The following is a 24850-nucleotide window of genomic DNA, read 5'->3' as shown; positions in this document are numbered from 1 at the left end:
AGCCCCATCGATATATCGATGGGGCTTGCTGCTTGCGTGGCGGAGAGGAGAGGATTCGAACCTCCGAACGAGTTACCCCGTTACACGCTTTCCAGGCGTGCTCCTTAAGCCGGACTCGGACACCTCTCCGCGCTGAGAGGAAGTAACTATCCAATATGATGGACCTTGGCAAGTAAAAAAATGCTTTTTCTTTAAAAAATACATTGAAGGCTTCCTCTAAAGGATTCCAGACTTTCCGCCCCCAGCTCTTTGAGCATCATTGCCATCTCGTCTGCCAGCGAAAAAGCCAAATCAGGACGCAGAAAATTCGCAGTGCCAACCTGCACGGCATGGGCTCCAACCAGAATGAATTCAAGCGCATCCTCGGCGGAAGCAATGCCCCCGATTCCTACCACAGGGATATCCACGGCCTGCACCACTTGATGGACGCACCGCAAAGCCACCGGCTTGATTGCCGGACCGGACAGCCCTGCAATGACATTGGCAATTCGAGGCCGCCGATTTCTGATATCCACAGCCATGCCGGACAAGGTGTTGATGAGAGACACAGAATCCGCGCCACCTTCAGCCGCAGCCCGGGCGCAGACCGTAATATCAGTCACATTAGGCGACAGCTTGACCATCACATGCTTGCCACCCGCCTTTTTCTTCACCGCCTCGGTCACTTTGCCGATCTGAGCCGGATCCTGACCAAAAGCGATACCGCCCTCCTTGACGTTGGGGCAGGAAACATTGACTTCCAACGCCGCCACACCATCTTCTCCGGCCAGGACGCCCGCCAATTCGCCGAACTCTTCGGCATCACAGGCATAAAGGTTGGCCACAACAGCCACGTCTTTTCCGGCCAAAGCTGGCAGGGCCTTGGTGACAAACGCCTCGACCCCGGGATTCTGGATGCCGATTGCATTGAGCATCCCGCACGGTGTCTCCGCGATACGCGGCATGGGATTGCCCTCACGCGGCTTGAGAGACACGCCCTTGGCCACGAACCCACCAAGCTGCTCCAGATTGCCGTAGGGAGCGAATTCCAGCCCAAAACCGAAGGTTCCGGAGGCGGTCATGACCGGATTTTTCAAGTCAAGTCCGCCGAAAGAAACATGCATATCCATAAAACAAACTCCCTAGAGTTCCACTTTATCAGTCCAAAAGACAGGCCCTTTGCTACAGACCTGCACATGATGGCCGTCACCGTCTTTTGTCACACATCCAAGACAGGCCCCCACACCGCACGCCATGCGATTTTCCAACGAAACCTGAGCGCGTGCACCGAATTCGTTGGCAAAACGTTGTACGGTTTTCATGAAAGGAGTCGGGCCACACGATAAAATCAGCCCGTCTTTTTCAGCGTACTCGCGGATCAAATCCTTCATGGCAGCGATAATTCGTTGAAGGTCTTCCGGTTTTTCTTCAATAATACATTGCCCTTCCACCTTTTTTGACAAGGTTTCAAAGGGGTAACACTCCAAGGGAAGCCGGTGTGCCAAAAAAAGTTGCAAATTTTCCGGATGCGGATGAGACTCGACATAACCGCGAAAAGGTGCGATGCCGATTCCCCCGGCGAGCAGCAGGGTCGGCGTTTCCGGCTCCATTGCAAACGAATTGCCGAGCGGTCCCCACATGGCGACCGTATCGCCGGGCTGAAGTTGGGCGATGCGACTGGTGCCGCGCCCCACATTTTGAATAAACAAAGTGAGTGACTTCCCGTCTGCGGAACAGATGGAAAACGGTCTGCCCCACATCAGGTCCAGCTCCCAATCAACCGGACGGATCATGACAAACTGGCCGGGCTTCCACCCGTCCCAATCCGGATATTCAAGCTTCAACTCGAAGAATTCACCCGCAGCTTTTGATTGACCGACCGGGGAAACTTCCAATACCTTTACATTGCGGCAATTCCTCAAGGACATAGAGACACCTTATGAGTAAAAAACATATACCTGAAATTATGGCCCCCGCAGGGGACAAACACTCCTACCTCGCCGGCGTGGCCGCCGGAGCGGACGCCATTTACGTCGGCCTGAAACATTTTTCGGCCCGGATGCAGGCCAAGAACTTCTCTATCAGTGAGCTTGCGCAACTGGCAAGCCTTGGCAGGGACAGAGGGACCAAAACCTACGTGGCCATGAATACGCTGGTCAAACCCGGCGATCAGGAATCCGCAGGGCGGCTTATCGACCGTTTACAGCGAACCGTCAAGCCCTATGCACTCATCGTGCAGGATCTGGCCATGCTCGAACTGGCAAAACAAGTCGGGTTCAGCGGCGAGTTGCATCTCTCCACCCTGGCCAATATCAGCCATCCATCCGGACTTGCCACAGCCAAGAAGCTCGGCGCATCACGCGTGGTGCTTCCTCGTGAACTGAATCTGGATGAAGTCAAGCTCATGGCCGAATCGTGCCCCAAGAATCTGGACCTGGAAATTTTCGTCCATGGCGCGCTCTGTCATTGTGTCTCGGGACGATGTTACTGGTCAAGTTATCTTGGAGGAAAATCAGGATTGCGCGGTCGGTGTGTCCAGCCGTGTCGTCGCCTGTACACTCAAAATAAAAAAGATCCTGAACGCCTCTTCTCCTGCTCCGACCTTTCACTGGACCTCTTGACCAAACCACTGCTGTCCATGCCGCAAGTGGCTGCCTGGAAAATTGAAGGCCGCAAAAAAGGACCGCATTACGTCTTCTACACGGTCAAGGCGTATCAGATGCTTCGGGACAACCCCAATGATGCCAAGCTCAAAAAAGCAGCACAGGAATTGCTGGATCAAGCCCTTGGCCGTCCCACAAGCCACTCCATCTTTCTGCCGCAACGCCCATTCCAGCCGGTTCAACCCAATCAGGAAACCAGCTCGGGACGGTTTATCGGAGAAATCAAACGAGACCAAAAAAAACCATTTTTCCAACCTCGGGAACCGCTGCATCCCGGCGATCTCATCCGAATCGGTTATGAAGATCAGCCCGGACACCGAACCATTCCCATCCGCCGTCGCGTCCCCAAACGCGGTCGGATGGACATTCCGTTTTCAAAACAACAACGCGGTCCGGCTCTGCCGACCGGAACCAAGGTTTTTCTGGTTGATCGACGAGAACCGGAATTAACCAAACTCGTCAATGCCCTAGACAAGGAATTGGAATTCTTCCCGGCTCCTGAAGCCAAGGAGTCCCATTTCACACCGACATGGCCCAAGGCAGCGTCCCGAAACAAAAAACGGACACAATCCGAATTAATCAATGTTTTTCGTCAGCCGCCCCGTGGTCGCATATACAACAAGACCGCTTTCTGGCTGGAAAAATTCACAGTCAGCAAGGTGCCACAGGCATCGGTTGTTCGTTCTCAATGGTGGCTTCCGCCCGTCATCTGGCCGGATGAGGATAAAAAATATCGCTCTCTCATCAAAGAAGCCGTCAAAAAAGGCGCACGGGAATTTGTCCTGAACGCTCCCTGGCAGGCTGCGTACTTTGAAGATCGCAAGAACGCCACGCTGATCGCGGGACCATTTTGCAATATCGCCAACCGGCTCGCCCTCGGCGTCCTCAAGGACTTGGGATTCTCTTCGGCCATCATCAGTCCTGAACTGCCGTTCGAAGATATTGAAGCCTTGTCGCAGCATCCGCCCATGTCACTGGGCTATGTCATCAAGGGACTCTGGCCCTTCGGCATTGCCCGATTCCAATCGGAATCGGTCATCTTCAATGAGACCATCAAAAGCCCCATGCATGAAGTCTCCTTTGTTCGCCAACACGGCCAAAACAACTGGATTTATCCAGGCTGGGAACTCGATCTGAGCAAAGAAGTCCGTAAATTGGAACGACTCGGATTCAAAACATTCATCACGCTCAAGGAAGAATGGCCCAAAGCCGTGCCCCGCCCGCAACGGACCAGTGATTTCAACTGGAAACTTCAATTGCTGTAATCAGCAAAAAATGACAAAAAAAAGCCTCCGAATCACACGATTCGGAGGCTTTTCATTTCAGACATTCATTCCGTTATAAAGCAATGACACCTTTCATGAACGTCACGGCCTGACCGGAGAGCTTAACGCGATCGCTCAAAGCCTCGCAAGACAGGACACCACCACGGGCAGAGGCCTGATAGGCAGTCAGGACCGACCGTCCAAGCCGGTCCGCCCAATATGGGACCAACATGCAATGAGCCGACCCGGTTACCGGATCTTCAGGAAGTCCCACATCCGGCGTAAAAAATCGAGACACGAAATCATGGTTGATTCCGGGTGCCGTACACACGATGCACAGCCCGTCAACCTTGGCGAGCAAATGGAAATTCGGGGCCAAATTTCGAACCTGCATTTCCGTCTCGAACACGGCCATCATATCGCGATGCCCCATGTACAATCGCTCAGGCCGTGCTCCAAGAGCAGCGGCCACGCGTTCCGTCACCTGTATTTCCTGCACGGGCCAGGCCGGAAAATCCATGGAATAGAACGTGTTCTCGCGTTCAACAAGCAACCGTCCGCTTTGAGTTTCAAAAATCACCACGGAATCGGTATATTCAAGGTGTTCATACAGGACGTGCGCACTCGCCATGGTAGCATGACCGCACAGGTCCACTTCACCCTCTGTCGTAAACCATCGCAGATCAAAATACGCACCATTACGCACAAAAAACGCGGTTTCAGACAGGTTGTTTTCCCGAGCAATGTTCTGCATCAGTTCATCAGGCAACCACTCGGGCAGCGGAATAACCGCAGCAGGATTGCCACTGAAGATCGTGTCCGCAAATGCGTCAACGTGATACAGATCGAGTTCCATGGGTCACCCCCTGCTAGAAGGTCTGCTTGAACAAATCATCATCAGAAACAGGTCCGTCTCCACTCCCGCCGCCTGATCTGGAAGGGGCCATTTCCGTCGGCTCCGATCCAACCTTGAAGGGCAAGAAAAATTCCTTAGCCGATGAAGGTGATGCGAGCTTGCCGGTCTTGGCATCCACCCGGACCATAACAATTCCCGGCGGTTCGGTGAAATCTTCATACGGATAGTCTTTTTCCACGGCCTGACGATACTTGACCCACAAGGGACTGGCAGCACGAGAACCGGTTTCCCACTTGCCCATGGGCGTCAATTCGTCAAATCCAACATAGACGCCGGTCAACAGATAAGGAGAAAAACCCATATACCAGGCATCATGCTCATTATTCGACGTGCCGGTCTTGCCTGCCACAGGGCGTTTCAAGACTCGGGCGCGCCACCCGGTCCCGTTCGAAACCACCTGTTTCATGAGGGTGGACAAAATAAACGCGGTCTGGGGACTGATGGCGTCGGATACTTCGGGAGCCGAGGTATACAAATCCTCGCCCCAAGCGGACTTCACGGACAAAACCGTGCGCGGCTTCACATAAGAGCCGCCTCGGGGAAAAGCGGTATATGCCTCGCACAAGTTCATCAACGACACACTGGCGGACCCGAGGGACACGGACAAGTCGTGCGGGAATTCCGTATCAAGTCCCATGGCCTTGGCCCGTTCGATAATCTTACGGATACCAATCTTTTGCGCCACACGGATGGTGCAGAGGTTCTTTGACTTGACCAATGCCGTCCGTAACAAAATAGGCCCATCAAACGTTCCTTCAAAATTCTGCGGTCGCCACAATTTTCCTTCCGCATCGTTCGCATACACGATCGGTGCATCCAAAACCAGCGTGGACGGCGTGAAGCCATTGTCGAGCGCGGTCGAATACACGATGGGCTTGAAGGCCGACCCGGGCTGACGCTTGGCCTGTGAGGCTCGGTTGAACTGACTTTTCTCAAAGTCATACCCACCAACCAACGCAACCACCTCGCCAGTATCCGGCGTAATGGAAACCATGGCCCCCTGAACCTTGGGTTCCCGTTCGAGATCAAGTGTCCAGATGCCATTTTCCTCCTTGGGAGCCTTGGCAACGGTCACCCACACCACATCCCCTTTCTCAAGGATTTTGCGAGCGTCTTTGGGGTTGGGAACGTCTTCATGCGATTTTCTGATATCCGGCTCACGGACCCACCACATGGATTTGATCGGAATAATTCCCTTGAATACCCCGAAGTTGACCGACACCGTATCCCTCTGAACCTTGGTAACATAGGCCTTCATCAGCCGAGTCGTGTCCATGATGGATTCGGTATCCTGCGGTCCCTGTTCAAGCACAGCCTCCATATCGGCAGACGAAACATTCTCAAGCGGTCCGGTCCATCCACGCCGCTTGGCAGAATCAAGCAAACCACGCTTGACCGCTTTTTCCGCAGCACGCTGATGTTTCAAATCACACGGAGTAGTCACGGTCAGACCACCATTATAGGTCGCATCTTCACCGTATTCAGCCACCAGCCAACGCCGTACTTCTTCAAGATAGTAGGCACCGACCTTCCATGAAGGATCAGGCATGGATTCGAGTTCGATTTCCTCATCCATGGCTTCCTGATACTGCGCCTCGGTAATCCACCCAAGTGACCGCATCTGTCCAAGCACGTATTCCTGACGTTGTCGGGCAAAATGCATGTTCCGATAGGGATTGTATCTGGTAGGAGCCTGTGGCAATCCGGCCAGCATGGCGGCTTGGGCAATGGTCAACTCATTGGCGTGTTTTGCAAAATATGTCCGAGATGCAGCCTCCACACCATAGGAATGAGCGCCAAGAAAAATATGATTGAGATAGATGGTCAGAATCTCTTCCTTGGTCAGATAATTCTCCAACCGGAAAGCGAGAATCGCTTCCTTGAGCTTCCGCTGATAGCTCCGCTCCGAGGTCAACAACAGTCGTTTGATGATCTGCTGTGTGATGGTGGATCCGCCCTGACGGGTCCGGCCAGCCTTGAGATTCGCAATGAATGCACGGGCAATGGCAGTCATATCCACGCCGTCATGTTCGTAAAAACTGGCATCTTCTGATGCGAGAAACGCCTTGGGCAACCACGGACTCATTTGGTCCAATGTCACCAAGAAACGCTTTTCCTTATAAAAATATCCAAGAACTTCGTTATCCTTGGCGTAAACTGTCGTTACCAGCGGCGGATTATAATCCGTGATATTTTTGAACCCGGGCAAATCCTTGGCAGCCCAATTGTAAATCCAGACAGCACCACCCACTCCGGCCAACGTACATACAAGGCATATAACAAGCAGTATCTTCAGTACTTTCATAAACCTATCCGTCAAAATTTTTGAGTGACCCGACATGCGCCTTTCTGTGGCGGAAGTCCCCATACGAGCCGCAATCGCCCATACAGATCTTTGACCGAAGCCCTGCTCATTTCAAGCCGATCGAGCATTCGGACAAGTGTTCTGCCTTCCTGTCGGGCCAGACAGGTTGGAGAATCAAAAAATATCACGTCACGCCCCACCATCCAAATGGGAAACAAACGACAATAGTATGGCCGCGCTTCCCGAGGGATCGTACACCCTTTCGGGCCAAGAAACCGACAGACTCCCGACGCATCAACCGCCAGGCGAACATGTTCTTTTCCATGAGGAAAAACCACGCGCACAGCGTCTTCCTCACCAGGAAACAACCGGCAGGCAAATTCGATAAATGCCGTTGAATTGGTCGAAAGCGCAAAGCCGCCAGTCCATGGAACATGCTCTTGAATGCGTTCCTTTTCAACCGGGGAAAGAGGGAAACAGAATTCTTCCTGACCCGCCGTTATCTGACAACAGGTCGCTCCTTGAAGCGAGCACCGTCGACAAACATCAGCATCGTCATTCCGATTTTGAGACACGGTCACCTACCTACCGGCTATCCGGCTTCCCTGTCTCGTCCATTGGAAAACCGCAATTCGCCCTTGCCAAGCAAGTCATGCAAATGAATCATTCCGGCCAAAGTTCCGTCATCACCGACTACCGGCAACACCGTGATTTCATTCCGCTCCATAACATCCAACACATGCGCGGAGCTATCTCCGGCAACCGCACGCCGTGGCGAAGTTGTCATGACTTCGCTGATGGTCTGATCACCATCCAGCGCATTGTCACAGACTAAACGACGGACATCACCATCGGAAAACACCCCTTTGAGAATCCGGGCTGCATCCACGATAGTCACCAAGCCAAGCCCCCCTTCATTGAGCACTTCAAGGGCTGTGGTCAACGAAACGTGTTCTCGAACCGAAGGCAGATTGTCCGTATGCATGAGCTGATCCACACAAATGGCCAGCCTTTGTCCCAACGTGCCGCCGGGATGAAATTTCTTGAAATCATCCTTGCCAAAGGATTTCCACTCCATAAGGCAGACGGCCAACGCATCACCCACCGCCAGTTGCGCGGTGGTAGACGCAGTCGGAGCCAGACCAAGAGCACACGCTTCACGCGGTACCCTGACCTGAATTGTAATATCTGAGAGCTGAGCCATGGCGGACGCTGTATTGGATGTCATGGCAATGACCGTGGCTCCAAGCGATTGCAACACCGGGATAATGGTATTCACCTCATCCGTTCCGCCCGAATTGGACATGGCGATCACCACATCCTCCTTGCGGATCATCCCCATATCGCCATGCGCACCTTCAACCGGGTGCAAGAAAAAAGCGGGGGTGCCGGTGCTGGACAACGTGGCCGCAATCTTGCGCCCCACCAGACCGGACTTGCCGACTCCGGTGATAACCACTCGCCCCGAGCACTCTGCCATAGCCGTCAGGGCCTGAACAAAAGATTCACCCAACTGTCCCTTGACCGCTGACAAGCCCTGGATTTCGATATCCAGGACTTCACAGGCCAAATTCAACCAATCCGTTCTTCCGGTCGTGCATGTCATAATTCACACGCTCCGTTAGTACAATTCTTGATCGTCGTCGGACTCAGCTTCAAGGCAATCTTTCCCCATTTTGTTCCCCAACGGGATAGGATACTTGCCGTTGAAACAAGCCAGGCACCAATCATTCTTGGAGACGGAATTCAACAGGCCGGGAATTGTCAGATAATGCAACGAATCAATATCCATGAAACGGGCAATATCCTCAGGCGAATGGTTGGCCGCGATCAGTTCTCCCTTGCTGGAAAAATCGATCCCGTAGAAACAGGGGTTCTTAATGGGGGGACAACTGACACGCAAATGAATTTCGCGCGCGCCCAATTCACGCAACTTCTTGACACGAGCACGAATGGTCGTTCCGCGAACAATGGAGTCTTCAACAATGACAATACGCTTTCCCTTAATCATTGATTTCACGGGATTGAGCTTCACCCGCACGGAAAAATCACGCATGTCCTGTGATGGCTGAATGAATGTCCGCCCCACATAATGGTTCCGGATCATGGCCAATTCCAACGGCAAACCGGATTCCTGAGAATATCCGACAGCCGCGTAGTTCCCGGAATCGGGGAACGGCATCACCATGTCAGCATCCACCGGGGCCTCTTTGGCGAGCATGACACCCATGGCCTTGCGGCGTTCATACACCACATCCCCGAACACATAGGAGTCGGGACGGGCAAAATAAATCAATTCAAAGATACATTTGCTTGTCTTCCGCTTCTCGGCAAACCGATACGAGGTGAGCTTTCCCTTGTGAACAGTCACCATCTCCCCCGCTTCCAACGGACGCAGGTATTCGGCCTCGATCAAATCAAATGCGCAGGTCTCGGATGCGAACACATACGACTCCCCGACACGGCCCAAGGCCAAGGGGCGGAAACTGTTGGGGTCCTTGATCGCGATCAATTTGTCATTGGCGAGGATCAGCATGGAATACGCACCGCGCACCCTGCCACAGGCCTTGCCGATCGCTTCCTCAATGGACTTGGATTCGTGCAGATATTTGATGATCAGATGTGCAAAGACTTCGGTGTCCATGGTGGTCTGAAAAATCGACCCGTTGGCTTCAAGTTCAGCACGCAATTCAAAGGTATTCACCAAGTTCCCATTGTGGGCCACGGCCAATTGCAGATCACCATGACGGACCCGAAACGGCTGCGCATTCCGAATGAGTGATGCGCCTGTGGTGGAATACCGGATATGCCCCATGCCGATGGAACCCTTCAATTCTTTGCTGAGGTGCCGTTCGTTAAAAACGTCGGCGACAAGGCCCATTCCCTTCTGTTCGCGGATCTTTTCACCATCCCAAGTGACAATACCTGCGGACTCCTGCCCTCTGTGTTGGAGGGCATACAGACCGAAGTAGGTCATTCTGGCGGCTTCTTTGTTGCCGTATATTCCGAAAAGACCGCAATACTCTTTTTTCATGGAAAAACTCTCTGTCCTATCCGGTGATTAACCGTAATATTTTTGCAGGCTTTGAACTTTCAGCCCGGTTTCTTTTACTTCAAGAATGGCCTGAGCAATGGCTTTGGCACCGGAAACAGTGGTGGTATACGGAATATCGTACAACAGCGTGTTCTGACGAATCATCTTGGCGTCACCCACCGTCTTCTTGCCAGACGGGGTATTGATAACCAGATCGATTTCACCATTTTTGATATGATCGACAACGTGTGGTCGCTGACCTTCATGGACCTTGTGGACCTTTTCAACATTGACGCCCTTACTCGCCAGGAAATCGGCGGTCCCGCCCGTGGCGCAGACCTTGAATCCCATGGCTTCAAAATCACGAGCGACCAGAACGATTTTGGACTTGTCCCAATCATTCACGGACATGAACACTTTGCCTTCCAATGGAAGCTTCTGTCCCGCTGCCAACTGCGCTTTCATGTACGCCAGTCCGAAACTCGGATCAATACCCATGACTTCGCCGGTAGAACGCATCTCTGGTCCAAGCAGCACGTCAACATTGGGGAAACGACTGAACGGGAACACGGATTCCTTGACAGACACATGCCCCCGTTTGCGCATCTCCTTGGGCTTCAAATCCTTCAACTTCTCACCAAGCATGACGCGTGTAGCGAGTTTGGCCAAAGGAACGCCGGTGGACTTGGACACAAAAGGCACGGTCCGGGAAGCACGAGGATTGACCTCGATGATATAGACTTCGTTATCCTTAATGGCGAACTGAACATTCATCAGACCGACAACGCCAAGCTCTTTGGCCATGGCAATGGTCTGCCGTTCGATCTCGCGAATAAGTTCTCCGCTCAATGAATACGGCGGCAACACCGAAGCCGAGTCACCGGAATGAATCCCCGCTTCCTCGATGTGCTCCATGACGCCGCCGATGTAGACGTCCTCACCGTCGGCCAGTGCGTCAACATCCACTTCAATGGCGTATTCAAGGAATTTATCGATGAGCGTCGGATGTTCGGGAGAAATACGGGCCGAATGCCGAAAATAATGATCAAATTCGTCCATGGTGTAGACAATATCCATACCTCGGCCACCCAAAACATAGGACGGCCGCAGCACCAAGGGGAACTCTAGACTTTCCGCAATCTCATGAGCTTCAACCATGGACATGGCCGTTCCGTTCGATGGTTGCTTCAGATGCAGCATATTCAGAAACTGCTTGAACCGTTCACGATCTTCGGCGCGGTCAATGGCGTCCGGACTGGTTCCGATCAAGGGAACACCAGCATCCATGAGCCGCAAAGCCAAATTCAACGGCGTCTGCCCACCAAACTGGACAATCACTCCGTCAGGCTTTTCGAATTCAATGATGTTCATGACATCCTCGAAAGTCAACGGCTCGAAATAAAGTTTGTCCGAGGTATCGTAGTCGGTTGACACGGTTTCCGGATTGGAGTTGACCATGATGGACTGCACGCCCAATTCCTTCAACGTGAAGGAAGAATGACAGCAGCAATAGTCAAATTCGATTCCCTGTCCGATCCGGTTGGGACCGCCACCCAGAATGACGACCTTCTTTCGATCATCACGGACATTTTCCTGGCCGGTTTCATAGGTGGAATAATAATACGGGGTATACGCCTCAAACTCGGCGGCACAAGTATCGACCAGATAATAGGTCGGAATCACACCCAAATCCTTACGCAACACACGAATGGCGTCTTCACTGGTGCGCCACATGGCAGCCAGTTGCGGGTCAGAATATCCACATTCCTTGGCCCTGCGGAGTATGGCCTCCATGCCCTCGGCATCCTTGGACACGCCCTCACGCTTGCCATATTCGATCAAGCTGTTCTCCATTTCGAACAAGTCCACGAACTGGCGCAGGAACCACGGATCAATCTGTGTGGCTTCAAATATTTCGTCCTCGGTCATTCCACACCGCAAGGCATTACGCACGGCGAACAACCGCTGGGAATTCGGCCGTCTCAACAACCGTAAAATTTCATTTCTGTCGATATCACAGGTCTCGAATTGTTTTCCCAACCCGATGTGCCCGGTCTCCAGCGACCGCAACCCTTTTTGCAGGGCTTCCTTGAACGTCCGGCCAATGGCCATGGTCTCACCAACGGACTTCATGGCCGTGGTCAGATAATCCTCGGTGCCCGGGAATTTTTCAAAGGTGAATCTGGGAATCTTGATAACGCAGTAGTCAATGGCCGGCTCAAAAGACGCCATTGTTTCGCGAGTGATATCATTGGGAATTTCGTCAAGTGTATAGCCAACGGCCAACTTGGCCGCGATCTTGGCAATGGGGAATCCGGTCGCCTTGGATGCGAGCGCAGATGACCGCGAGACTCGAGGGTTCATCTCGATGATGATGATTTCTCCGTCCTCGGGATTAATGGCAAACTGGACGTTCGACCCACCAGTCTCGACACCGATCTCCCGCATGACTGCCAAAGAGGCGTTCCGCAATTTTTGATATTCGTCGTCTGTCAATGTCTGGGCCGGGGCCACGGTCACCGAGTCGCCCGTATGAACGCCCATGGGATCCAAATTTTCGATGGAACAAATAATCACGCAATTATCTTTCGAATCCCGCATGACCTCAAGTTCATACTCTTTCCAGCCAAGGATGGATCGTTCAAGCATGATCTCGCTTTTCATGGACAGGGCAAGTCCATTAGAACAAATTTCCTCAAGCTCTTCCATGTTGTATGCGACGCCACCACCGGCACCCCCCAAGGTGTAGGCAGGGCGGACAATGATGGGAAATGGAATCTTTTCACCCCATTCCCGCACATCGGCCATCGTCCGGCAAATGCCACTTTCGGGCATACCGAGACCAATCTTTTCCATGGCCGCACGAAATTCTTCACGGGACTCAGCCTTGTTGATAACCGGAATATCGGCACCGATCAGCTCGACATTATATTTGTCCAGCACACCCATTTCAGCCACGGCCAAAGCGGTGTTCAGCCCTGTTTGTCCCCCCAAAGTCGGCAAAAGAGCGTCGGGACGCTCTTTTTCGATGATTCGGGCAACAGTCTCAGGCTCAATCGGCTCGATATACGTGGCATCGGCCAACTCGGGGTCCGTCATGATCGAAGCGGGATTGGAGTTGACCAAAACGACTTCGTATCCTTCTTCCTTGAGCGCCTTGAGCGCCTGGGTTCCGGAATAATCGAATTCACACGCCTGGCCGATCACAATCGGGCCGGACCCGATCAACATAATCTTCTTGATATCTGTACGTCTGGGCATTCTCGTCCAAAGAGTTGAAGTTACGACATTTTTTATAAGCCGGGAACGCAGAGAGCCTCCCCGTCCGATCAGGCAACGTCGCCACCCGCCGGACAAGCACACTTTATTACAGGCTTACCCCCCGAATAGCAATGGTTTTGTGCCCCCTCACCCGTAGGGAATACACCCCATGGAAGCCCTTGTTCCACCACCTCAAAAGGGCCGACGGTACAGACGGCTCCATCTTTTTTCACCATGACACCACGATAGGGAAAAGGATATCGAAAAACGACAAACCCCTTAAAAACATCCTAAATTTGTATGATTAATTTCTTCTTTAATCCCGGGAGCAAAAAACGGAATTCTCCCATTGACAGGAGGCTAGTTGAGACTTAATTTCACTCTCAAGCTTTATTAAGAGGACATATTGAAATGCAAAAGCCTTTGACACAATATCCGACTGGAGCCGTTGTCCGAATCACGGGGATCGACGGTGGACGACAAGCCCGCGCCCGTATGCTCGCGATGGGCATGACACCCGGGTGTCCTGTTGAAATTCTCACAGGCGGCCCGACCGGATGCCGAGTTCGTGTGCGCGGTTCGGAAATAGTTCTCTGCTGTGGTTTAGCCGCAAAGATACTCGCCGTTGATAATGAATCGGATGAAGGCCCACGGTGCAGTTGTTGCCCGGGGACACGGATGCGGGTCTCATAATCCACCACAAAAAATTTCACTTCAAAGTCGCCTCAAGGCGACTTTTTTCATGTGATGCCTTTTTTTCGATTCTCCTTGTTTCGGACAAGTTACTGGTGATACCCTCCAGATAACCCTCTGGAGGCCACCATGTCCGAAACAGCCAATATCGGCGTCAGCGCCTGCCTTCTCGGCGAAAAAGTTTTTTGGGACGGATCACACAAACGAGAATGTTATCCATCTGATATTCTTGCAAACCACATCGAATTATTCCCGGTTTGTCCGGAGGTTGGTTCTGGGATGGATGTTCCAAGAGAACAACTTCGCCAGGTCAATTCGGCAGGAGGCACTCATCTCATTGGCCGACAATCCGGCACAGACTGGACAACGGCAATGAACGCTTGGGCTGACCGAATCATGCCTCATCTCGTCAATGCCCCGCTTGATGGATTCATCCTCCGGGCACAGTCGCCTTCATGCGGACTCCGAGGCATCCCAACGTATTCTCCAGACCACACATCATCACGCGCCGGACAAGGATTCTTTGTCCGTCTCCTCAAGAAGCACATCCCGCTACTTCCCATGGAAACAGCAGACCGACTTCGGCTTCCCGCCATTCGCAGAAATTTCATTCGACGAGTTTTCGTTTCGCACCGATGGCACACCATGCTCGCCAAAGGCGAAAATATCGGGAATCTCGTTGATTTTCACACACGACACAAGATGTTAATCAGAGCACACGATCTGCGTGGATATCGAGAATTGGGACATCTGCTCGGACAGGCGACGCAGTCAAACACCGAGGGGATTTTCACAGAATACGCCACACGACTTTTCAAATCCATGAGACTCCAAGCAACTCCCAAGAAAAACAGCGATGTCCTGTTTCATGCCATGGGATTCTTCAAAAACCAGTTGGATACCGGAGACAAACAGGAGCTGATCCGGTTGATAACCGAATACAAAAACGGCACGATTTCACTTTTGACACCTGTAACCATCCTGAACCATTACGCACGGAAATATCAAAAGCCGTATCTCACACAGCAGTATTATCTCAACCCGTCTCCAACCGAACTGCAACTGCTCTACCTTGTGTAAAAAACAGATGCGCTTTCAGCCAATTCCAATTCAAGGCACACCCCCTGAAGGTCTCCGCCACTCTCAAGCCAGGATTTCAACAAGGCCCGATTCCTGAAAATCACTGGATGCGGACACCCGTTGCCAGCTTGAGCCAACAGCCCCGCGACCTGGTCCGGATACTGCTTGGCCGCCGACAGGCACGCCAAGAGATTCAGACATAAGGAATTCAGAGGAAAACCAAGGGTCATGGCCTTGCCAAGCGGCAGCATGACATCCGCATAGCGTCGCGCCCCCAAATAAGCCACGGCCAAATCGAACTGCGCGGCGTGCAACCCGGCAAGCCGATCGGCAATGGCCTCGCGCTCCGCCACAGTATATGAAATCTTTTCCGTCAGATACGACGCCCCGTCCACATTGCGAATCTGGATATCAAAACCATAATGACGCGCCCAGAACAGTCCTTCCACAGCTTCATCGGGATCAAGTGTCATCTCCACCCGTTGGCACCCTGCCAATCGCATGGCCTTGAGCAATCCGCCGGTTGGCACTGTATCAAGAGTGGCACTCCACAGCACTCGCAACCCCCTGACTCGAAAATCGTGACACATTGCGGTCACCTTTGCGTGATCCCGAAACATGGCGGGGTCGATAAATGCCACAGTTGCAAGACCTGAATCCCGCACACGCTGTTCCAGGACATCGACATTCCAGCATCCGTCAAAACGCACCACATACCGTGAAAAAGTCTCCACATTTTCGCGACGACTGTTCCGTCTGCTCTTCCGTTGCTCGATCCGCATGGCCCCCCCCTTCCCGCCGTTTTTTTGACAGTTCAGCCACTCGCCCCAACACGATGCAAAGAATTTGCCAAACCTCAAAACAGCATGGGGAACTCAGGGGGAAAAGCACGAAAAAGGCCTTGAAAGCTGTTGCTTCCAAGGCCTGTCAAAACACTGGGAGTCTCTCGGGCTAGCTGACTTTGCTGCCTTCCGGAACCTCGCCCGAAGGCGTCAACAACTGCATACCATCCTCGGTCTTCACAGCCAGGATCATGCCCTGAGACATCTGTTTCCGCAGCTTGCGAGGTTTGAGGTTGGCAACCACGACAACCTGTTTGCCCACCAGATCATCCGGAGCAAAGAAGTCAGCGAGACCCGCCACAACCTGACGGAGTTCCGTATCGCCGGTATCCACGCGGACCAGCAACAGTCGGTCGGCATCCGGATGTTTTTCCACTTCCTTGACCGTGCCAACGCGCAAATCAAGCTTCTGGAAATCTTCGAATTCGATCGTTGAAACGCCTTCATCCACCGAGTCCTGTTTCTTGGATTTCTTGCCTTTTTTCGCCTTCTTGGCAGGCTTCTCGTCCGTAGGATCAGTCAATTCGACACGAGGGAACAGGTTGGATGTCTTGGCAACCGTCTTACCGGATTCCAAGAGTCCCCACACATCGAGTTCCTTAGGCAAATTGACCTTTTCTGGGTCAAACGTCATTCCCAATTGATCCAACATTTTTTCAGACGATTCCGGCATGACCGGCCACAGATGCACCGCGATCTTCCGCATATTTTCCAACAGGACATAAATGACCGTGGAAAGGCGCTCCATGTTCTTTTCCTTGTACAAAGTCCAAGGAGCGGTCGCGTCAATATATTTGTTCAACCCACGGACCAATTCCCACAACCCTTCAAGGGCACGGGAAAACTTGAAGTCGGAGTAGAAACTCTGGAAGGATTCCATGGCTTGCTGGCCGACCTTCTTGATCTCCGCATCGACGATGTCTTCCACATCGGGTCGAGGAATGGCTCCACCAAAATACTTGTGCGTCATGGAAAGCGTTCGACTAAACAGGTTGCCCAAATCATTGGCGAGGTCCGCATTCAAACGGCCAACCAATGCTTTTTCGGAAAAACTGGAATCCTGACCAAACGACATTTCCCGGAGCAAAAAATACCGGAAGGCGTCCAATCCATACGCATCTTTCATGGCCAACGGTTCCACCACGTTGCCAATGGATTTGGACATCTTGGTGTCTTCCACCAGCCAGTATCCATGAACATTGAGGTGCTGAAACGGCTCGATACCGGCGGCTTTGAGCATAGTCGGCCAAAACACGGCATGGGGCTTGAGAATATCTTTAGCCACCAAGTGATTGGCCGCAGGCCAGAACTTGGCAAATTTATCTCCATCAGGATACCCAAGGGCAGCCAAATAGTTGATAAGTGCATCAAACCAAACATAGGTGACGTACTGATCGTCGAAAGGCAGCTCGATTCCCCAAGTCAGACGGGATTTCGGACGGGAGATACACAAGTCCTCCAGTTCGCCCGACTCCAGCAGGCTCAAAACCTCGTTCCGATACCGTTCAGGACGGATGAAATCGGGATGCGAGTTGATGTGCTCGATCAACCAGTCTTTATACTTGGACATTTTGAAGAAATAGTTCTTCTCAGAAATATATTCTGGCACAGTCAAATGGTCAGGGCATTTGCCGTCAACCAATTCTTTTTCCGTATAGAAACGCTCGCAGCCAAAGCAGTAATGCCCGCCGTATTCACCGAAATAGATATCGCCTGCATCGTACACTTTTTGCAGGATTTCCTGCACGACCTTGATGTGACGAGGCTGCGTGGTCCGAATGAAATCGTTGTTGGAGATATTCATATCCGGCCAGAGGTCTTCAAAAAGCTTGCTGATGGTATCAACATACTCCTTGGGTGTCTGGTCGTTCGCTTCCGCGGCTTGAACAATCTTGTCCCCGTGCTCATCAGTTCCGGTCAGGAAATAGGTCTCCTCGCCCATAAGTCTGTGAAAACGATTCAGGGAATCGGCCACAGTGGTGGTATACGCATGTCCCAAATGGGGTTTGGCGTTTACATAGTAAATGGGCGTGGTGATATAAAAACGTCGCAATGCAATTCTCCTTGTCGTGACGGACACAGTCCGTCTGCCGCGCAACTATTTTTTGGAAGGCCTGCGCCTGCGCCTTCTGGGCCTGCGCCCTTTTTTCGATTTTTCATCGCCGGAATGAGATTCGTTCTGCCCCTCGGGCACAGAACGCTCCGGCGTGCCTTCACGCGCTTTCTTTTCGGAAGGTTCCTGACGAGGGCCGCGTTTCCGTTCCCCTTTGTCTCTTCCGTTCTTGGTGTTTCGACGAGGCTTGTTCCGAGCAGCCTGGTCACCATCGTTTTCCGCAGATGTCTCCTTGCTCCGCCGTGAATCGCGACGGGAGGCAGCCTGCTTTGACGGACGGCCACCACGTCTCGCTCGCTGGTTCCGAGGCTTGGCTTCTGCCAGGGCCTCTTCACTGGGCGGCTTGTTAACTATTTCATTCCATTCGTCAATGGAAACTTCCCGCTCCTCGAACTTCTCGGTGAGCAGCGAAAGGGTTTTCTTGAAGAAATTGGACCGCAACACCTTCACCTGTCCCAACGATGTCGAATACTTTTTCCCGACACGCGGACACAGGCGATGGAACTCCTCGTACCCCTCCTGTTCAAAGCTGAGGCAGCACAATAAACGGCCACAAATACCTGATATTTTGGTTGGATTGAGAAACAGATTTTGTTCCTTGGCCATCTTGATGGTCACGGGAACAAATTTGCGCATGAAACGACGGCAACAACAAATCTGTCCACAATTGCCGATCGCGCCGAGCATTTGCGTTTCATGACGGACACCGATCTGCCGTAATTCGATCCGAGTCCGATATTCCCGAACCAAATCCTTGATAAGTTCCCGAAAATCGATTCGACCGGGGGCCGTAAAATAGAACACCATCTTCGATCGATCGAAAAAGACTTCGACATCCACCAGCTTCATGCCCAATTTGTGCGAAGTAATACACTTGCGACAAAAGGCGAATGCGTTCTTGGAAACCGCGTCATTTTCCGCCACGGAATCCATATCCTTGTCATTGGCAAGACGATAAATGGGCTTATGCCCTTCATTGTCATCCTCTTCCTGCGGGGCCTGACGAATGAGAATAACTTTCCCCAGTCCCATGCCCTGATCGGTTTTGACAATGACATGCTGCCCTTCCCGGACAACGAACGGACCGGATGTAAAATAATACACCTGCCCGTAATCATTAAATTTAACACCAAGTATTTGGCTCATTATTTTTATCCTGTATATATGCACCCCGCGTCATCGGGGACGAAAAGATCAAGCAAAGAGCGTCAATATATTAGAAAACGGCTCCGACTTCAAATCATGCCGTCAAAAGGGAAACGGGTGTCGTTTCATACACACGACACCCGATGTTTTTCTTGGGAAAAAGAGGTCTTAGAGCAGCCCCAGACTTTTTATCTCATTGAGGAGTTTTGCTTCATCAATGGGTTTGACCAAATAGGATGTCGCTCCACCGAGGAAAAAGGCGTCATGTGTTTCCTTTTCATCCTCAAGCATGGTGGTGACAATGACCTTGCACTCATCCTGCGGTGCAACGCCATGTTCCTTTTCCAATGCCCGAATCTCCCGAAGAGCCTGCTGCCCATCCATTTCCGGCATGAGCAAATCAAGACAAATCAAAGTATACGGATCTTTGCCGACCAGACCTCGGCCAAAGGCCTCGATGGCTTCCTCGCCGTTCACGGCGATGTCGCATTGGGCAACCTGCCGTAAAATTTCATGAATCATGTTACGGCTGTAAAAATCGTCATCCACGATAAGCGCTTTCATGCACACCCTCCTGAGCAAGCTCTTGGCTTACAGCAACCTGAAAATTAATGTCACTTTAACCAGAAAAATGCAACTCCCCGTCTCTCTGCGATCTCCCCTGTTGGCAAGGGGATTTCGCGCACCCGAAACCTGACCGAATTCACCACCGAATCAGGCCTCGCCAAGTTTGATAAAAATCCGAGCATGCTCCACCTTTTCGTCCAAATCAGGCAACTCCCGAATCAATTCATCCATGCTCATGGAAAACCGTTCCTTCACCGACGTCGGTAAACGCTCGACCTCAAAGTCCCCAGCCGCCCCAAACGACAGCCTCTTTGCGATCTGATTGGCGGCAAAGACGCACTCCAGCAACTGCGAGAAGTTGCCAGAACCGACTATATGGTGTCGAGCAATAGCATCCCGCAAATCCACCGGAAGCGACCATTTTCGGGCCAACATGGCACCGACATCGACGTGCGTCATCCCAAAAACGTCCTTCTCGCATTGATAAAGGGTCGTTCCGGGCCTGGCCGCCTGCATCAAAACTTTTTCGAAGTCTTCAGGCATATACAATGAAAAAACAACCTTGCCAATATCATGAAGCAATCCGGCCGCAAAATACTCTGCGCCATCTTCACGAGAAATGCCGAGTTTCAATCCAAGCATCCTCGCGGCGGTCCCCACAGCCAACGAATGGAGCCAAAAACCACCCATATCCAAACAATTTTCAGCGGTTTTCGGAATGGCACCGACAACGGCCAGTCCCAGCGAGACGTTTTTCAACGTATTCAATCCAAGATACACGCTGGCCTGATCGATGGAAGAAATATCCCGCGACAACCCGAAAAAGACAGAATTGACCAACCGCAAAATTTTCAACGTCAGCACAGGGTCACGTTTTATCTCTTCAACAAGATCCCGCTGCGAACAATTGATATCCGCAGTCACCGTCAAGACCCGGGTCACGCTCTCGGGAAACACGGGCATCTTTTCAACGGCAACGGCCACGGCTCTTTCAAATTCAGGCATAGCTCCATCTTCTTCATTCATTCTTCGCGTTCACAGACGGGCAGGACGACGCCCCAAAGGACTCAACTTGCACACACGGACGATACCGCAGGAGAAAAATAGTGGCAAGGATCATCTATGGATAAAAGGATCCCACGCGCAATCCTCTCTCGCCCCACCGACAAACAACCTGTCCATGCCGTGATGTGGACAAAACCTCGCCCCCCACAGCGTGCACTACCTCCGAAGCCGGGAATCCATACCGATTGAGATACCCATTCGAACACAGAACCACTCGCGCCCCCACCACATCATACAACCGAGGGACCAGACTATTCCGACTGCCATGATGCGGCAACACGACCACCTCGGCCTGAAGCGCGTGACCGGCATCCAGAAAAGTTTCAATCCCACCCTTCTCCACATCCCCTGGCAGCAGGGCCAGATTTTTTCCCCTCCAGACCAATCGCATGACCAAGGAATGTTCATTGGATTTGGCTGAAATAAAACCGGCCCCGGGGTGGACCACTTCGAACACGGCACCATCAGTCAGCCGCACTTTTTCTCCGGCTTCCAGACGCATCGGCGACATTGTCTGTCGGGTCATGACAGCGCGCAGTCGATCTCCAGTCAGTCCTCCAGGCATCATCCCGTTGAAATAAAAATGCTTCACCTGAAACCGATCAAGAATGAACGGCAAGCCGTGGCTATGGTCCACATCCGGGTGTGTCAAGAACACCCCGTCCAATCGAGGAGGCCGACCATAGGCCAACCAGGGAGCAACGACCGCCTCGCCCATATCAAATGTACTGGACCCGCCCCCGCCATCCACCAACCAACGGTGCCCGCCGGGCAGCGACACGACCAGGGCTTGTCCAAGACCAACATCCACCATGGTCAATCGCGCTTCGTCCCGCGTATCCAAGGCCATCACCCAAACATGTGGAGCGACCAATAAAAAGAATCCGAGCGCGGCCAATTCAAAGGGTATTCTCCGCGAACTGCGCACAACCGAGACCACCACGACCAACAGGATGGCGCACCCGAGCATTTCCGGCCAAAGCGGTCGCAACACGGAAAAAACCGGGGTCCACCCCGCGTCTCCGGCAGATGTCAGCACGGCCAACAGACCATCCGTCACCCAGGCCGCCCACCCAAGCAACACGCCACCCGCCCCACTCGTCCACGGCACACATGTCAACAGCAAACCAACCAGCCCCAACGGCATGACCACACCTCCCAGCACCGGGAGCCAAATCACATTGAGCAGGATATTCGGGCACCATGTTCCAAAATACCACGACACGAGCGGCAAAAGCGCAAGGTTGGCACTCAGGCTCAAGCACAAGACCCCAGCAACCCACCGCACGGTTCGACGAAACCAGGAACCGCCAGACAGGAAAAAAACACGAAAATGTGGATACATGAGACCGATGCCGGCCACGGCAACCACGGACATTTGCAGGCTAAGATCAAAAGCGGACATGGGAGCAATGAAAACGAGTGTCAGCAATGCGAAAAAAAGCCCATCAAGCAGGATACGCCCTCGCCCCTGCAGCAACAGAAGCCCCCAAAAGCCAAACATGGTGGCCGCCCGAATCAAGGATGCGGAGGGCTGCCCCAGCCACGCATATCCAAGCACCAGCGGAGCGGCCAGCAGCACAGCCAACTTGGGTCGGGGGATCAACAAGAGCACCGGGGGATAGAGACGACCAAGGCAGAACGCCAACCACAGCCCCATGGCCGCGACAAATCCCACATGCAATCCGGACAACGCCAATGTGTGCGCCAAACCGGCTCTCCGCGTGGCCTCCATGGTCTCGCTTGACAGCCGGGAACGATCACCCGTGGTCAGGGCGAGGACCATGGCTCCGCCCTGCGTTTCCGGAACACGCGCAGCAACCTGACTCCGTACAGTTTTTTTCACCTGCCACAGGCTGTCAGACGGGATATCACCCCAGGAAAGCAATTTTCTGCTGACCGGCCACGCCCGCCAAAACACGCCCTGACGCTGCCAGTACCAACCATAATCCCATCCACCTGGGTTGCCAAACGCCCGCACCGGGACAACACGCACCACAGCCTTCAGAGATTGTCCGGGAACTGGAATAAAATGGGGATGCCTAATGGACAGGGCCATTTTTCCGGGCAAAGTTGTTTCATGACCATCAACCGTGCAGCGAATATTTCCGAGCACCACCCGCAGCCGATTGCCGAAACGAGGTTCAACCCGTTCTGCCACAGCCTGCACCCCCACCGGCTTCCGACTTTCTGTCCATTCGGGGAGGGAGGAAGGCAATTTCGGTGTACGCTGCGAGGCATACCCAAAACCAAAGGCCGCACAACACAAAAACGCCAACAACGGCAACCGGCACGCTCTTTCGCGAAGCAGGGAATCGACCAGATACACGACAACCAACGCGGCCGCACATGAAACAGGATATTTAAACGCCATCACGCCAAGGACAAAGGCCAGTCCATAGGTCTGCCACGGCAGCACCCCATGAACCAGTAATTTCGATGTCCAACACGTTTTTTCCATGATCGTTCATCCCACCCAGAATTCCCATGATTTCGTCAACATCCGTCAAATTAGCAGGAACACGGCAGGGAATCCAGCATCCTTTACGCATTATTCTACTTATCAAAAAAAAGAGATGCCATGCGCCCGCTCTTTCCCATAAAAAAACGACCGGCACCCAAAGGCACCGGTCGAAAAGAAACGTATTCTTTGTCTGGTTCGCTAGCCACTGACGCGCTTGATCCGCGCACCAACCCCGGACAGCTTGGCTTCAATATTTTCATAGCCCCGGTCCAAGTGATAGATACGCTCGATCGTGGTCGTGCCTTCAGCCGCCAATCCGGCCAAAACCAATGACGCACTGGCCCGAAGGTCGGACGCCATGACCGGCGCGCCCCGAAGTTCTCCCACGCCATGGACCATGGCTGTGCGGCCCTTCAGGCGAATATCCGCCCCGAGTCGGACCAACTCCAGCACATGCATGAATCTATTTTCAAAGATTTTTTCCTCGATGGTCCCTGTCCCCTGCCCCAGGCACATTAAGGCCATGAGCTGCGCCTGCATGTCGGTCGGGAAACCGGGATGGGGTAATGTGGTCACATCCACATTCTTCAATAATCCATTGGCTCGGCGGACCAGCACATAGCCGTCCTCCTCCTGCAACCAGACACCCATTTCCCGCAATTTGTATCCGACCGCGTCCAGTGCAGTATATGGACAATCAAGCACTTCCAGTTCTCCGCCCGTGATCGCGGCTGCCACCATGTAGGTTCCGGCCTCGATGCGATCCGGCATGACCCGATATTCGCACCCGGACAAGGACGAAACACCCTGAACCGTAATGACACTCGTTCCCTGCCCGCTGATCTGTGCGCCACAGGCATTGAGGAAATTGGCAAGGTCCTCGACTTCCGGCTCACGAGCGGCATTCTCGATGATGCTTTCGCCCTCGGCCAGACACGCCGCCATCAAAAGATTCTCGGTCCCGCCGACCGTGGGAAAATCCAAGGCAATCTTGGCACCCTTGAGACCACCCTTGCACCGACCCTTGATGTAGCCTTCAGTGATCTCGAATTCCGCGCCCATGCGCTCGAATCCTCGCAGATGCAGATCCACGGGCCGCGCACCAATGGCACACCCGCCGGGAAGCGCGACCTTGGCTTCTCCAAGTCGGGCCAAAAGCGGTCCCAGACACAAAACAGATGCCCGCATGGTCTTGACCAGATCATACGGCGCTTCCGGTTTCAATCCGACACAATGGCTGGTGGCCACGTTCTTTTCAAAAGATGTTTCGCATCCGAGAATATTCAGCAGCTTCAAAGAAGTTCTAATGTCCGCCAACTTGGGAACGTTGCTCAACGTGACCGGTCCATCAGCCAAAAGACACGCCATAAGTATTGGGAGCGCTGCGTTTTTAGCTCCGCTGACCTGAATACTTCCCTGAAGTGGAACGCCGCCTTCAATAATTAATTTATCCATCT

18 protein-coding genes and 1 tRNA gene are annotated in these 24850 nt (G+C 52.8%); 3 read left to right on the top strand and 16 right to left on the bottom strand.

What is annotated here, in order from left to right:
• Positions 1–37: 37 nt before the first annotated feature.
• The 3 genes from GO013_RS07765 to GO013_RS07755 all read right to left on the bottom strand — a co-directional run bounded on the left by GO013_RS07765 (position 38) and on the right by GO013_RS07755 (position 1907).
• Positions 38–129 (bottom strand) — tRNA-Ser (locus GO013_RS07765).
• 62 nt (positions 130–191) lie between these two features.
• The gene (locus GO013_RS07760; RefSeq protein WP_163809860.1) at positions 192–1109 is read right to left on the bottom strand and encodes a dihydroorotate dehydrogenase; all 918 of its coding nucleotides are present in this window, start codon (positions 1107–1109) and stop codon (positions 192–194) included.
• 12 nt (positions 1110–1121) lie between these two features.
• Positions 1122–1907: a dihydroorotate dehydrogenase electron transfer subunit gene (locus GO013_RS07755; protein WP_163809858.1), complete on the bottom strand. Its 786-nt coding sequence runs from the start codon at positions 1905–1907 to the stop codon at positions 1122–1124.
• Between the two features lie 11 nt (positions 1908–1918).
• Here GO013_RS07755 and GO013_RS07750 point away from each other — a divergent pair, with 11 nt between their 5' ends.
• Entirely contained in the window at positions 1919–3907 is a 1989-nt protein-coding gene (locus tag GO013_RS07750; protein ID WP_163809856.1) for a peptidase U32 family protein, read from the top strand.
• A 73-nt stretch (positions 3908–3980) separates the two neighbouring features.
• On the opposite strand, the gene GO013_RS07745 is transcribed toward GO013_RS07750, so the two are convergent.
• From GO013_RS07745 to carB, 6 genes are read right to left on the bottom strand one after another with little or no spacing between them, the layout of a single operon-like run.
• Positions 3981–4763: a PhzF family phenazine biosynthesis protein gene (locus GO013_RS07745; protein ID WP_163809855.1), complete on the bottom strand. Its 783-nt coding sequence runs from the start codon at positions 4761–4763 to the stop codon at positions 3981–3983.
• Positions 4764–4776: 13 nt separating this feature from the next.
• Entirely contained in the window at positions 4777–7128 is a 2352-nt protein-coding gene (locus tag GO013_RS07740; protein WP_163809853.1) for a PBP1A family penicillin-binding protein, read from the bottom strand.
• 11 nt (positions 7129–7139) lie between these two features.
• Positions 7140–7703, bottom strand: a complete 564-nt coding sequence (locus GO013_RS07735; RefSeq protein WP_163809851.1) for a zinc/iron-chelating domain-containing protein — start codon at positions 7701–7703, stop codon at positions 7140–7142.
• A 17-nt stretch (positions 7704–7720) separates the two neighbouring features.
• Positions 7721–8734 (bottom strand): KpsF/GutQ family sugar-phosphate isomerase, encoded by a 1014-nt coding sequence (locus GO013_RS07730; protein WP_163809850.1) that lies wholly within the window; start codon positions 8732–8734, stop codon positions 7721–7723.
• Between the two features lie 15 nt (positions 8735–8749).
• The gene (purF, locus tag GO013_RS07725) at positions 8750–10162 is read right to left on the bottom strand and encodes an amidophosphoribosyltransferase (RefSeq protein WP_163809848.1); all 1413 of its coding nucleotides are present in this window, start codon (positions 10160–10162) and stop codon (positions 8750–8752) included.
• 27 nt (positions 10163–10189) lie between these two features.
• On the bottom strand, positions 10190–13423 hold the full coding sequence (carB, locus tag GO013_RS07720; RefSeq protein WP_163809846.1) for a carbamoyl-phosphate synthase large subunit: 3234 nt from the start codon (positions 13421–13423) through the stop codon (positions 10190–10192).
• 411 nt (positions 13424–13834) lie between these two features.
• Here carB and GO013_RS07715 point away from each other — a divergent pair, with 411 nt between their 5' ends.
• The gene (locus tag GO013_RS07715; protein ID WP_163809844.1) at positions 13835–14116 is read left to right on the top strand and encodes a FeoA family protein; all 282 of its coding nucleotides are present in this window, start codon (positions 13835–13837) and stop codon (positions 14114–14116) included.
• Positions 14117–14245: 129 nt separating this feature from the next.
• Entirely contained in the window at positions 14246–15196 is a 951-nt protein-coding gene (locus GO013_RS07710) for a DUF523 and DUF1722 domain-containing protein (protein ID WP_163809842.1), read from the top strand.
• On the opposite strand, the gene GO013_RS07705 is transcribed toward GO013_RS07710, so the two are convergent.
• From GO013_RS07705 to murA, 7 genes are all read right to left on the bottom strand, one after another.
• Positions 15184–15978: a hypothetical protein gene (locus tag GO013_RS07705; protein ID WP_163809840.1), complete on the bottom strand. Its 795-nt coding sequence runs from the start codon at positions 15976–15978 to the stop codon at positions 15184–15186. The two genes, GO013_RS07710 and GO013_RS07705, sit on opposite strands and share 13 nt — an antisense overlap.
• Before the next feature lie 169 nt (positions 15979–16147).
• Positions 16148–18091 carry a methionine--tRNA ligase gene (gene metG, locus GO013_RS07700; RefSeq protein WP_163809838.1) on the bottom strand — a complete coding sequence of 648 codons (1944 nt, stop codon included), beginning with the start codon at positions 18089–18091 and terminating at the stop codon, positions 16148–16150.
• Between the two features lie 45 nt (positions 18092–18136).
• Positions 18137–19297, bottom strand: a complete 1161-nt coding sequence (ricT, locus tag GO013_RS07695) for a regulatory iron-sulfur-containing complex subunit RicT (protein ID WP_163809836.1) — start codon at positions 19295–19297, stop codon at positions 18137–18139.
• A 168-nt stretch (positions 19298–19465) separates the two neighbouring features.
• The gene (locus GO013_RS07690; RefSeq protein ID WP_163809834.1) at positions 19466–19861 is read right to left on the bottom strand and encodes a response regulator; all 396 of its coding nucleotides are present in this window, start codon (positions 19859–19861) and stop codon (positions 19466–19468) included.
• A 150-nt stretch (positions 19862–20011) separates the two neighbouring features.
• Positions 20012–20869 carry an HDOD domain-containing protein gene (locus GO013_RS07685; RefSeq protein ID WP_163809832.1) on the bottom strand — a complete coding sequence of 286 codons (858 nt, stop codon included), beginning with the start codon at positions 20867–20869 and terminating at the stop codon, positions 20012–20014.
• Between the two features lie 115 nt (positions 20870–20984).
• Positions 20985–23390 carry a DNA internalization-related competence protein ComEC/Rec2 gene (locus GO013_RS07680; RefSeq protein ID WP_163809830.1) on the bottom strand — a complete coding sequence of 802 codons (2406 nt, stop codon included), beginning with the start codon at positions 23388–23390 and terminating at the stop codon, positions 20985–20987.
• Positions 23391–23591: 201 nt separating this feature from the next.
• Entirely contained in the window at positions 23592–24848 is a 1257-nt protein-coding gene (murA, locus tag GO013_RS07675; protein WP_163809828.1) for a UDP-N-acetylglucosamine 1-carboxyvinyltransferase, read from the bottom strand.
• Positions 24849–24850 lie beyond the last annotated feature (2 nt).

It is taken from the genome of Pseudodesulfovibrio sp. JC047 (assembly GCF_010468615.1).
Classification (GTDB): Bacteria; Desulfobacterota; Desulfovibrionia; order Desulfovibrionales; family Desulfovibrionaceae; genus Pseudodesulfovibrio.
The sequence above is the reverse complement of the archived record's forward strand: the minus strand, read 5'-3'. Positions and strand labels throughout refer to the sequence as shown.